This window comes from Gimesia aquarii (genome assembly GCF_007748175.1).
In the GTDB taxonomy this organism is placed as follows: Bacteria; Planctomycetota; Planctomycetia; order Planctomycetales; family Planctomycetaceae; genus Gimesia; species Gimesia aquarii_A.
Genome location: NZ_CP037422.1, coordinates 6,348,168 through 6,361,033, shown reverse-complemented (window position 1 = coordinate 6,361,033; position 12,866 = coordinate 6,348,168). Strand labels below are relative to the sequence as shown.

Genomic DNA, 12,866 nt, shown 5'->3' with positions numbered 1-12,866 from the left:
TTCTACAGCTAGTATAGCATATGAGCTGACAGAAATGCTACGCAATTTCGACCCATTGCTGATCTTTTGCGCTTTGGAGAACAGCATCGCAGACTTTTTGAGTCTCAAGTGCAGACCGGAAGTCAGGCTGAGTCGGATTACCAGAATCCAGACCCTGGAAGAAATCAGCCAAAGCATTCGTAAAGGTGTGCTCATAGCCGATCGTGCAGCCGGGAACCCACCATTTATCCATATAGGGATGCTCAAAGTTCGTCACATGAATCCGACGCCATCCGGTCACGTGATCTTCGACTTTCTGGCCGGTTGTGGGGTTCGCATATTCAAAATATTGTAGAATCTGAGGATCTTCCAGATCGAAGAATACAGAGCCATCTTCGCCATTCAATTCAAAGGTATTGAAGTTTTTTCGTCCACGTGCATAGCGCGAACTTTCAAATGTTCCCATGGAACCATTGGCAAAACGAGCTAAAAACATACAAGCGTCATCAATTTCAACAGGTGTCTTTTCACCGGTTTCCTGATGGACACGTTCTTTGACAAACGTTTCAGTAGCCGCTGAGACAGAAGTAATTGGTCCATTGAGCCAGATCGCAGAATCAATAGAATGCGCTAAAAGATCACCTGTTACTCCGCTACCCGCGACTTTCGCATCGAGTCTCCAGAGCGTGGCTCCTCCTTGTGGGACATCTTCTGCAATCGTCCAGTCTTGCAGGTAAGTGGCGCGATAGTGGAAAGGACGACCAATTCGTTTTTCATCGACCAGTTGTTTAGCGAGTGTGATAGCGGGAACACGGCGGTAATTAAACCAGACCATGTTTGCCACACCCGCTTTTTCAATCGCGTCTGTCATGGCGACGGCTTCAGCCGTATTCATGGCAAGTGGCTTTTCGCAGAGCACCATTTTTCCGGCTTCCGCTGCGGCGATCGCAATGTCATGGTGTGAATTATTGGGGGTCGTGATGTCAATCAGATCGATGTCATCCCGTTCGATCAGTTTTCGCCAGTCGGTTTCATAAGATTCCCAGCCCCAGTTATCAGCGAAGTCTTTGATTTTGTCTTCGCTACGAGCGCAGGCTGCCTGCAAAACGGGGGTGTGTTCGATATCGAAAAATTTGCTGACTTGTCTATAAGCGTTTGAGTGGGTACGTCCCATGAACCCGTAGCCGATGAGACCGACTCGAATTGGCTTAGTCATTGGTGTGATTCCTTATGGATTAAAAACAGATTGAAAGTGAGATTGTTATTTTACGATTAAGACCATCCGTGGGCGTTTCTGACGTTGATCATTGCACCAAGGATGTCGTTCCAGGTTTGAGGATTCATCATGACTTCATTGGAAAACATACAGCCATCCCAACAGATGTGTGCGAACTTTTTCGTCACTTCACCATTTTCATCGCGTAACCAGTAGCCAGCGCGCTTGGTAATATCGAGCTTACCGTTGGGGTCTTTGGGCAGGCAGTGTCTACCGGTCTTGTCATGAGATCCCGTGCCATGCACGGTACCATCATTCTGAGCGACATGAAAATCAATCGTCCAGGGACGCAGAGCATCGGTCAGAGTTTTGTAAGCAGCGTCGAAGGTTGCTTCATCATTCCAGTCAAAGTCCTCAGGAAGAAGGCGATCTTCAGGAGCATTGTAGCCCATCAGATAGAGGAGTGTGTGGGACATATCTGCCTGGAATCCCAGAACATCAGGGCGGTCTACCATTTCCAGTAGTTGGACCATCCGTTTCCAGCTATGCATGCCTCCCCAGCAAATTTCTCCTTCTGCTGCGAGTCGCTCACCATGATCAGCGGCGATATCAGCAGCTTGTTTAAAGGTTTCTGCAATTTTGGCTTGATTGCTTTCAGGATCGGCGACCCAATCACCAGGACCGGCGGCTGAGTCAATTCGAACTACGCCATAAGGACGCACTCCGAGTTCACGTAATTTTTTAGCGATACCACAGCCTTTACGAACCTGCTCCAGAAACATGCCGCGTTCTTCTTCGCTTCCCATTGCAGAACCGCCACCTGTGGGAGGCCAGACAGGAGCCACGACAGAACCGATCACCAGATTTCGAGCCTGTACCTTTTCTGCCAATTGCTTTAAATCGTCATCGCTGGAGTCGATGCTGACATGTGGATCAAACAGAAACAGGTCGGTTCCGTCAAATTTGATTCCACCTACTTCGGCAGCAGCTGTTAGATCGAGCATGGTATCCAGATCAATGGGAGGCTCTGAATCGGGGCCTTTTCCGACGACTCCCGGCCAGGCTGCATTATGAAGTTTGGGTAATGAATTCGATGTGTGATCACTCATGAGCTGGTCCTTCATGTTAGCAGGAATTATAAGATCAAAAAGAAAACTGCCCGGTAGTTCGGGCAGTTAAGAGTGAATGCTGTCTTTTATTTTCGGTAATCACCGACATTGGGAGCGCTGGGGCACGCACCAGGACCAAAGTAACGAAGCGAGACCAATGGCTCACTGCCGGTATTCTCAATGGTGACACCTTCCTGGGCTGCTTTTTCTGAGACGAAGACTTCATCTTCTGTCATCTGCCCAAAGCGGATCATAGCAGGAGTCTGTAATCTCAATTTTCCGATCGAACCTTCTCCTTGAACCGTGATCCAGCCATAGGCCCCCGAATCTTTAATCGTCACTTTCTTGCCGGGGTCAACAGTCAGCTCTTTCGCGGTGAATAACTGCTCGCCTTTGACTTTACCGTAGACGATCCAACGATCTACATAGCCCTCAGCCGCAGTATCAGCCACTGGAATTGGTTCGAGATAGTTGTTGTCTTTAAAGTTAGGGTCTACGTTGGCCTCCCAGTCGAGGGCTTCAACGAGATAGGTGTTATCGTCGTGCTTGTCTTCAGGGAAGTCCTTCGTCAACAGTGAGCGTGGTACAGCGCGGCCTTCGACCATTGACTGGTACATGCCGAATACGTCGCTCCCCCATTGTGGTTCGTAAGTCACGAGACTACCGGGAGCATGCAATACGCAGGGAGGAATCAGCCAGCCAGTCCCCGGTTTGAGGCGATACGCTTTGGAGAGATCGAGAATGCCATTGTCACCATCATTCCAGCGATCGAGACAGTCAATCACATCCTGTTTTGTCGTGCCTGGCTCAAGTCCCATGAATGTATAAGGGAAATTATTGCCAATTGCGTTCATCTGAGGTGGGAAGTAGTACGATTCCGGCTTGCCTTCCTGCCCGACTAATGCTGCTTGCTCAGCATTTTGATGCATGTGATGTGGAATGGGCCCCATGTTATCGAAGAACTTGGAGTAAACGGGCCACTTCTGATACTTACTCCAGATGGAATCTCCGATGACTTCAGCTCCCAGTTCGGCAATCGCGTCTCTGAGAGTAAATCGTTCCCCCCCAAAGTCACAGTAGCTCAAGCCTTCATCTGGTGGAGCACCTTCATTGGCGGCGGCAGTAGTTGAGCCAAACCAGCGTTCATCAATCCCCCCCCGATGTGTTCCTAGTGCATAATAGTCGCTCGGATGCAATTTCAATCGTCGACCAGGCTGAAGAAACGAACGGGGAACCCATGTGGGAGACAGTCGAAATATTCCACCACCTTCAGTCAGCGCATCGGCGGCTAGTTTGGCAACGTTAGACATTCTTTCCTCTTCTTATGTGTTGAACTGGCGGATATCCACTGAAATCCCTGACAATCACCTACAAAAAACGTGATTCCACAAGGAGTTCGGCATACCTGCAAACCTGATTGCGATCGATAAAAATGACTCGGATCGATGATTTTATTGTGATGTTTAGAAAGGTTTTTGAAAAGGAAACCGAATTGATTTTGCAGCTTAATTTGAAAGAATCATATTCAATCAGGGGCGGATGTATGGCATTGTTAATTCTAAATAATCATTATAAAATCGGGATTTGATTCGAGAAAGGAAACTTCTCTTCCTCGTTTCGATTGAATGGTTGTCTTGGATTTGTGCGTTTATGACTTACCTCGTAAAAAATAGAGAAAGCGGGCGATCCTTGAGGGCCAATTGCTTGTCGTCTCCTTATTCACTCCTAAAATGTACATCTCAAATGCAATGACTCTCGTTTTTTAACTCGCAGTGAGACATTATTTAGCTCTTAAGGCATAGTCGGATCAGGTATCAATGACGAAAGTTGCTATTATGGGGGCCTCTGGTTATGCGGCTCTTGAGTTGATCAAAATTCTGTTACGTAATCCTGAAGTTGAAATTGTTGCTTTGACTTCGCGTCAAACAGATGCGCCACATATCAATGAAATCCACCCTTGTCTCGAAGGACGTCTGGATCTGCCATGCGAAGCACTAACACCTGCTCAAATTTCGGAGCGTGCAGATTTTGCTTTTTGCGCACTGCCTCATGTGGCCAGTATGGAGGTCATTCCAGATCTTTTGGCAGATGGCTGCCGCGTCGTTGATTTGAGCGCCGACTATCGATTGAATGATCCTGCTATTTATGAAAAGTGGTATCATCATGTGCACACCGATCCCACCCGGTTGGGGAGTACCGTTTATGGTCTTCCCGAACTTTGGGCCGAAAAAATTCCCCCTGCAGATCTGATTGCCAATCCGGGGTGTTATACCAGTACGTCGATTCTAGGACTGGCACCGTTACTGGCGAACAACTTAATCGAGCCCACAGGAATTATCATAGATGCGAAAAGCGGAGTGAGCGGTGCCGGTCGAAACCCAAAGCTGGCAACATTGTATTCCGAATGTAATGAAAGTATTACCGCCTACGGGGTTGGCACGCATCGTCACACACCAGAAATTGATGAAGTTCTTTCGACTGTCAGTGGCAAAGAAGTGCAGGTTGTTTTCACCCCCCACTTGACTCCCATGAATCGGGGAATTCTGGCGACTATGTATCCCCGGTTAACCAGTGAAGTAAATCGTGATGAGATTTTAAACGTCTATCGATCATTTTATGCAGGGAAGCCCTTTGTGCGAGTGATTGATCGAATTCCTGTAACTAAGGATGTGGCGGGGACGAATTACTGTGACATTTCTGTTCAATTTTCCGGCGATCAATTGATTGTATTTTCCGCACTCGATAATTTGATCAAAGGAGCTGCAGGAGTTGCCGTTCAGAATTTTAATTTGATGGCCGGTTACTCTGAGACGACCGGGTTAATCATCTGAAACTTCTTATTCATTGAGGACAACCTGTTGACTGCTGAATTAAGTTTACCCCAGGGGTTTCGAGCTGCTGGTCTGGCCAGTGGAATTAAAGAAGACAAATCGATTTTTGATTTATCTTTGTTTGTGTCTGATGCGGCTTGCTGTGGTGCTGGTGTATTTACAAAAAATCAAGTGTGTGGTGCACCAGTCAAAGTGTCTCGCGAACGCGTTCCCTCTGATTCTATTCGAGCGGTCATTATCAATTCCGGCAATGCCAATGCCTGTACCGGAGACCGGGGAATTGAAGATGCGCGTTGGATGACCAGTCAGGTAGCCAATGGTCTGGAAATCAGTGAAGAAGAAGTACTGGTTTGTTCCACAGGAATCATTGGACACTTTTTACCTCGTTCACCGCTTGAACAAGGGATTCCCAAAGTCATTCAGCAATTAGACTCTGATTCGCAGGCGTTTTTAGACGCAGCACGTGGGATGATGACTACGGATACGGTTCCCAAGCAGTCAACTCGTTTATTGACAATCAGGGGTAACACGGTACGCGTGAGTGGTGTCGCGAAAGGAGCGGCGATGATTGCCCCTAATATGGCGACAATGTTAGCGTTAATTATGACTGATGCTCCTCTCAGCACATCACAGACGGATCAGATGCTGCGCCATGCTGTGAATCGAAGCTTCAATTGTGTTTCGGTGGAAGGACATACCAGCACGAGTGATACTGTGGTCTTGATGGCCAATGGCGCAGCAGAAGTTGAGGAATTGAACGAACAGGAACTGAACCAGTTACAGTCTGTCATTGATGAAGTTGCGATGGAGTTGGGGCAGGCTATTATTCGAGATGCTGAAGGGGCTGATCACTTCATTACGATTGAAGTCTCTGGTACGAAGCAGCGATCGGAAGCATTCGAAATTGCTCAAACGATTGCCAATGACGCTTTGGTGAAAACTGCGATTACCGGTTCGGATCCGAATTGGGGACGAATTGTATCAGCAATCGGACGAACCACAGTCAAGCTAAATGAGCAGGATGTTATTCTTTCTATCAATGGTACTTTGATTTATGAAAATGGACTACCTGCTGATTTTGATGAGCAAGCAGTGTCAGAGGGTATGCGGCAAAATCGAGATGTGTTAATCCAGGTTCGATTTCCGTTCGGTGATGAATCGACTGTGTTCTGGACCAGTGATCTGACTCAGGAATATGTACGCCTGAATTCTGAATATACGACGTAAACAAAAAAATAGAGTGAGAGAGTCTCGAACGACTCTCCCACTCTAGTCAAATACTGTGAAATCCTTTCTGACTTCAAATCCCATATGAGGCAGGCCCGCAAAGAGTATATGGGGTGAAGATCAAAACAAATTTCACTACTCTTTTTTAGTGACTTTAAAGCCTTTGTCAAATGATTTATCGTTGAAGATCAGCTCAATTTGAGCATCACCTTCAGCTTTGGCTGCTTTTCCTTTACATCCGCCACAGCAGAATTTGACTTCTGTCCCTGCAACCGTAACAGATTGAGCGGGATTCACTGGTTTGCCAGCAAAGGGGCATTTCACCTGTTTGGCTTGTCCTGTTGAAACAAGTTGAAGGTTTGCTTTTGCAGCATACTTGGATGGATTTTTAGTAAATTTCGCTTTGCAACCTCCGCAACACAGGGAAACACTTCCACCTTTGTAAGCAACTGTCTGGTTTGGATTGGCAGGCTTACCGGCAACCGGGCAGAGCGCCTTCCCTTTTTTGGCATCATCAGCGGCATTAGTTTGGCCCATGAACGCAACAACAGCGAACAGGGCTGCAATTGATAAAACGTGACGCATTGGATTCTCCTAAAAGTTAAAAAACGTGTTACTGATTAAAATCAAGATTTGAATATACGTTATTTGCAATCATTTACCGTTCAATCTGTCCTGTTGAAACGATTTGTTTCAGCAAAAGGAGAGCGCATGGATTCAGAATTAAGTGACTGAAGAATGCGAAACGGATTCTGATTCATCCGGTTTTGAATTGTGATTTAGATCAACCACAGGCAGAAATGCGCGCAAAACTCCCCTGAGGAGTGGGAACCGCAGGCAGAAGAGACCTCACCGGTGAGGGGAGATGTTGAGCGACCAGAGAACGAAGACTCAGAAGCCAGATTGACTGTCATGAAGCTTCGGCTGGATTGACGAGCCAGCTTTGTGGATTTCGTAGAACCGATGGTCGCGAATTGTGAGAGTGCCTGCTTACAATGACAGCTGTTTTTCTCGCAGGACTTACGACTCAGTCCTTGCGTTTGCTGTTTTTCAGATTGCTGTAAGTTTTGACAACAGCAGGATTTGACTTTTGTGATCTGATCTGAATCTAATTGACTGCAACAACAGTTATTGGATTGGTTTGTCTGATTTTGGCCACACTCACAGCCCGAAACCGGCACTGTTGGCAGAGTGAGAGAAACAATCAGAAACAAAACAAATACACGTTGCATGTATACTCTCTTCAGTAGGGAGAGAACGACGAAGTAGTGAAAGTACTTTATTGTATTTTTAGACAGTTTGTTTAGCAAGTGGATTTTCTAATTCTTTTCTGGTAGTTGTTCCAGAACAGGAGCAATCGGGGCGCCGTTCGCTAATACATCTGTGTCGTATAATCGAATTCGTGCATTATGTGTTAGAATTTCAATGATTTTTTGCCGTTGATCTACGGCAACTGTATGGATATTGGAGCCAAGGGGCGCTTTCCAGGTGAGTAGGTTTTTTCCTGTTTGCTTATCCACGGCTTGCAGATGCACAATACTGGTGGCACGGTTTCCCGTACGCTTATAGTCTCTTGAGACAAGTAAAATGACAGGTAACAGATTTTGTGTGTTTAGAACAAGATGTTGTTTCTTAAATGATTGATTCCAAATTTTCTTCCCAGTTTGGCGATCGAAAACATAAAGCACTCCATTGATGGGAATTGAAGGAGCATTCACGGAAATGGAGTTACTTGACTGAGAATGGGTGACAAAGTAAATGTATTTCCCATCTGAGATAAGATAGAAATTTCGATATTTTTTGAGTTCGGCTGGGGGAATGGATTCTAAAACCGACTTTTTACCTGTGCGTAGATCGACAAGGAACAGTTCTCCTGAAGGGCTCAAAACAGAGAGATAATGGTAATCAAAAATTCCAAAGAGCGAGTCTTTGGGAAAATCCAGATCCCAGAGATGTTCTGTTGACTGTGAATGAAAGCTGTAGATCGAAGTTTGCTCTTTTTTCTTTCCGTTTGACTCTGATTCAATTGCAACAAATGCAGAATCGTTTTGATAGATGACATTTTGGAGAGAATGATTTATGTTTTTTAAATCTGTCTGTTGTCCATCGCTGACACGTAGGATTTTTCTGGTGACTCGATCTCGAGTGACCAGATAGATCAGGCGGTCATCTCCAAGGACTCTGGTTTCTTGATCGAGGTTGTCATGAGTCCAGCGTACTTTTCCAGTTCTTGTATCAACGAGCACAATTTTTCGGCGGCTGTAATAACAAGTATAGTCTGCATTAGCGGCAGCAATCATTCCTTTGGTTCGTACTGCTATAGAAGGATGATGCTGGTGTAACAGAGTTGTCGCACTCGCCAGATGAGCCGGTCGAAGCCGAGTATAGGAATTTGAGTAATAACCGCTGGTTCGCTTTTTTTCCAGCTTCTTGCTCCAGATCAGTTTCTGATCGACTAGATTGTAAAAATGCAGCATATCGCGATGTTGAAGAATTAAGTTATGGCCTACAATTTCACTTTCATTCAAGCTCGATGAACGTGACCCCAGTGAAGACCGTAAAGGCGTCGACCAGATTAAGCGATTGTTATAAGGCATGCTCATCGTCAGGCGGTTTTCTTTTGAGCTGACTGCAAGTGTTCTTGACTGGTAGAAAGGTAAACTGGATGCTTTCGTATTGAGTGGAAGTCTTCTGGAAGAATAATACCTGGACCGTGATCTGTCTGAGCCGGCGACAATCAGTTTGAGTTTTTGGGGTTGCCAGGGATTATGTTTGTTTTTTTCAAAATCGGAATTCAGCCTGCTTCGCTTCTGCTTCAGAAATTGATCAATGGTTCTGTTGTCCAAAATTGTCAGACTTTGATCGTATTGTGAAAGCTGATCCAGGTAGTATCCGGCATCCTGAGTCAAATTGAATTTCAAGCAAAGGTCTACCATGCGGGCCAGAGCTTGCGCTGAAACTTGTGGGCTTTTGTGCTTCATCAGTCGAGTGAGCCACAATTCTGCTTCATAGAATTGGTCGGATTGCAGTGCCGATTCGATTAATTGTTTCAGGACGGGAAGAGCGGCATCATGAAATCCAAATTGATTGAGGAATCGTTTTTGTTGTAATGGTTCAGCACCTAAGATTTGTTGCGCTCTGAGGCTGATTTTCGAGGTAATCTGTTCGCGGTTCGATGGGCCTGTCTGATTCCAGAGTTCCAAGGCTTTACTAGCAAGCCAATAGTCAATACGTAATTCCGTACTCGCAGTTTGAAAAAACGTTTCTTCAGGGGCGTTTGACAATTCCAATATGAGGTCAAGAGCATCGGTATGCTGTTGTCTGACAATGAAACGCTCAATAAGTAATCTTTTCAGTTCGATGCGTTCTTTCTCTGAACGGACACGTTGGCTTAGCTGGTTAACGAGTTGATCATATTTTTGAAAATCAGATCGAATCAGGGAACTTAAGCAGTTCACGATTAAATCATGAAAGTTCTGCCGATGTTTGGTTGGAAGTTCCAGAATATCAATTTGTTCCAGTTTAGCCAGAGCGTCCTGGTAGCGATGGCTCATCATCAACAATTTAGATTCTTTATACAGAGCTAATGAACTTTGCGAGTTTTCTTCCTTGATCTGCTTGATTTTTGCTTCGAAAGTCTCTTTTTGTTCATAACTAACCAGACCAGACCCGCTGAGCGACAGAAATTGTCCTTCATAAATAATTAAATTGCCTAAAGGCGGCGCATCTTTTGTGCTGAAGATTTTATTAATCACCTTTCCCGAGTCGACGTCAAACGTCCATACCTGACCACTTTGCAACGGAACATGCAAGCGTTTGTCTGCAATCACAGACTGCCCGGAAGGGGGACCAGCTGAACTTTGGAATGCTTTATTCCAGATCTTTTTACCGTTCGTCAGAGAGATTGATGTGACCCCGTTCAAGCCAACCAATAGAATGTGATCATCTACAACACCTGCTAAGTACAGAAAAGTTTCTTTAGCCCGTTTTGTCCAACAGGGGGTTCCCGTGATTAGATCGAGACAAATCAAAGCTTTTTCATCGGGTGGAGTATAAATTACTTTGTTTTTGGAAATCACAGGAGCTGAAGGGCACCAGCGTTGCCCGAGCGTTTCAACGGCTGTCTGGCTAATACGATTAAAACGATTCCCAGAATGATTTGTTGGTACACTGGCGTATTGTGTTGACCACAGAATTGAGTGATTTAGTCGATCAATGGCGGTCAGCAGGCCAATGTTTGTAGGACAGATCAGTACCCCTTGATCGACGGTCACTGGCGCAATCCACCAGCGTCTGACCATATCAGTTTCTATGTCCTGGTCTGGATTGCCGATCTGTTGCGACCAGCGTTCTTCACCAGTTTGTGGGTCGAGAGCATAAACACGAATTTCCCGATCTCGTTCACCAACGACATAAAGTTCATTGCCTGCTGGCGTAGGTGCGCCAAAGAAAAACGTTCCCGCCAGAGGTAGATCAAAGGGTTCATCAAATTTCGTGCCACCCACTTTCCAGGCCGGTTGTCCCGATTTTAAATCATAGGCGACGATTTGATTCGATGACCACAAAGTGCGTTGCGATGAATTGTTCCTTCGGCCAAAGCGGTTAAAACTGCGATAGGATGGAGAAGATTGAAAGTTCAATCGCATGTTTTCGATAATAAATAGATGTTGGCCATCACTACTCTGACTACCCCAATTGGCATTTCTAAAGATTAAGCTGGTCAACGCATGATGGTCTGGATTAGTACCAGTATAGGCAGCCAGCGTTTGTTTCGCGGGAACGGGATCAAACAGACCGCGTGCTTGAGGGATATTCACTCCTTTTAGTTGTGATGCAATATATGATGCTTCCGGAGAGTTTTCGAGCGCGGACTCCCAAAGGGGATCTCCTGTTTGGGCATTGAGAACCTGAACCCCCTTCAGAGTGCGGAACACAATTTTCCCGTTGATCGCCAGTGCGGGGAGTGCGGGAATTGTAGCGCGATTTAAACTTTGTAAATCATCCTGGATGAGTTTTAACTGTGATTGGATCGAATGATTTGAAGTGATGCCTGATGACCAGCGGGGTATCAGCAGTGGGTCTGCATTCTGTGCACGCGCAGAGCGGTTGGGTGACCCTAACAGCATTGGCCATTCATCGAGTAGCAGGTTCGAAGCTAAATTAAGGACAACTTGCTTGCTCAGCCATTCTTCAGGAATTTGCAGGCTACCTGCAATTTCGATTGTCTCATCTGTTTGTGTGGCGTCTCTTCCGGAGCTCAATAATTCTGCGATCAGGGATTGCTTTCCTGTTTGTTTAAGAACAAAGGCGGCTTTGGTTCTCCACTGAGAAGATTCTGTAATCGGCGCCCGATATTTCAAGAGCCGTTGTATGTATAGCTCAGCCAGGCCGAATTCACCCCGGTCGATGTGATACGAAACGAGATAGTTCATTGCCTTAAAACCGAAGGTTGTTGTAGCAAATCGAGTAGCAATCTCCGCATAGATTTCCGGAGACGCTTGATTTAATTGGGCATCGGTAAACAGTTTTTCTGCCAATGCGTGATACTGGCGATTGAATTTCTCACGTTCTTCAGCAGGTAGGCGTTCCAGAAGTTGATAGATTAATTCCCGATCAGTGATTAAAGCGCGATGACCCTTCACATGCACTGGGAGATTGAGGCTGTTTTCAAGCATCAGTTGCAGTTTTTCCCGGGCTGCCTCCCATTGCTGGTCATCAATCAATTGTTGGGTGCTTTTAAATCGCCGTTCCTGTTCCAGGTCTTGAGGGAAACGATAGTGTGCATGGTCTTTTGATTTTGTGGTCGGACTTGCCAACTGCACTCGAGCCGGCTTGGCCTGACCGAACCAGCCTTGAATGATCTTTTTTAATTCATTCAGAGGCTTAGCTTGTTGGTTGGGTTCATTGTGCTCAAAGACTTCATCTTTCTCGTCAGCTGCCTGCGCATGAGTCATTTGTGGAAAGGCCTGGCAGGTTGAGACAATTAGGGCAATTATCAGAATTCGATTAAATGAATGCATCAGCTAGCCTTCTGGACTCATGACAGGTCCAAATGAATCATATCAGCACTGCTGCTGGTAAACAGGGCGTTTATCCCAAGGTGACTTTTATATTTAAGATTCGGGAGATTTGCATATTCTCAAGAACACTTTTCTATTCTACAGCCTGTTTTCATTGAGCCAATACGTAAACTAGAGGATTCTAAGACTCTTTCGCTTTATGACTATGTTATTTGGGGCTCATTACTATCGTTATTGTAATGTGGGTGTGTCTAAATGTATATGTTGTGGGTCGGTCATGAAGGAGAAATGCGATAGAGGGGGCTTGTATGGTGTGAAAGAAATCAGAAAATCAGGTTGTCTTATGACTTTCAACGAAGATAGGGGCGGGAATCGGTTGCAGATTTCCTTGCGGGAAGTTATTTTTGCACGCTTCAACTATCACAAATTAGTGAAAGACCGGCCAGAGGTTCTGGCTTGGAACGCTGTGTTTACACCTGAAGTC

General features: G+C 45.7%; 8 protein-coding genes. 2 read left to right on the top strand and 6 right to left on the bottom strand.

Annotation, left to right across the window (positions count from 1 at the left end; translation table 11 throughout):
- Window positions 1–37: 37 nt before the first annotated feature.
- The 3 genes from V202x_RS24050 to V202x_RS24040 form a co-directional block, all read right to left on the bottom strand.
- Window positions 38–1,195 carry a Gfo/Idh/MocA family protein gene (locus V202x_RS24050; RefSeq protein WP_145179347.1) on the bottom strand — a complete coding sequence of 386 codons (1,158 nt, stop codon included), beginning with the start codon at window positions 1,193–1,195 and terminating at the stop codon, window positions 38–40.
- A gap of 56 nt (window positions 1,196–1,251) precedes the next feature.
- Window positions 1,252–2,304, bottom strand: a complete 1,053-nt coding sequence (locus tag V202x_RS24045; RefSeq protein WP_145179346.1) for a sugar phosphate isomerase/epimerase family protein — start codon at window positions 2,302–2,304, stop codon at window positions 1,252–1,254.
- Window positions 2,305–2,390: 86 nt separating this feature from the next.
- Entirely contained in the window at window positions 2,391–3,614 is a 1,224-nt protein-coding gene (locus V202x_RS24040) for a hypothetical protein (RefSeq protein ID WP_145179345.1), read from the bottom strand.
- Between the two features lie 507 nt (window positions 3,615–4,121).
- Between V202x_RS24040 and argC the strand changes: the two genes are divergently transcribed.
- Complete coding sequence (argC, locus tag V202x_RS24035; RefSeq protein WP_145179344.1) at window positions 4,122–5,135, top strand: N-acetyl-gamma-glutamyl-phosphate reductase; 1,014 nt, start codon at window positions 4,122–4,124, stop codon at window positions 5,133–5,135.
- Window positions 5,136–5,162: 27 nt separating this feature from the next.
- Complete coding sequence (gene argJ, locus V202x_RS24030; protein WP_145179343.1) at window positions 5,163–6,362, top strand: bifunctional glutamate N-acetyltransferase/amino-acid acetyltransferase ArgJ; 1,200 nt, start codon at window positions 5,163–5,165, stop codon at window positions 6,360–6,362.
- Window positions 6,363–6,497: 135 nt separating this feature from the next.
- On the opposite strand, the gene V202x_RS24025 is transcribed toward argJ, so the two are convergent.
- From V202x_RS24025 to V202x_RS24015, 3 genes are all read right to left on the bottom strand, one after another.
- Window positions 6,498–6,947: a hypothetical protein gene (locus tag V202x_RS24025; protein WP_145179342.1), complete on the bottom strand. Its 450-nt coding sequence runs from the start codon at window positions 6,945–6,947 to the stop codon at window positions 6,498–6,500.
- A gap of 194 nt (window positions 6,948–7,141) precedes the next feature.
- Window positions 7,142–7,594 carry a hypothetical protein gene (locus V202x_RS24020; RefSeq protein ID WP_145179341.1) on the bottom strand — a complete coding sequence of 151 codons (453 nt, stop codon included), beginning with the start codon at window positions 7,592–7,594 and terminating at the stop codon, window positions 7,142–7,144.
- An 87-nt stretch (window positions 7,595–7,681) separates the two neighbouring features.
- Complete coding sequence (locus tag V202x_RS24015) at window positions 7,682–12,382, bottom strand: PQQ-binding-like beta-propeller repeat protein (protein WP_145179340.1); 4,701 nt, start codon at window positions 12,380–12,382, stop codon at window positions 7,682–7,684.
- Between the last annotated feature and the right edge of the window lie 484 nt (window positions 12,383–12,866).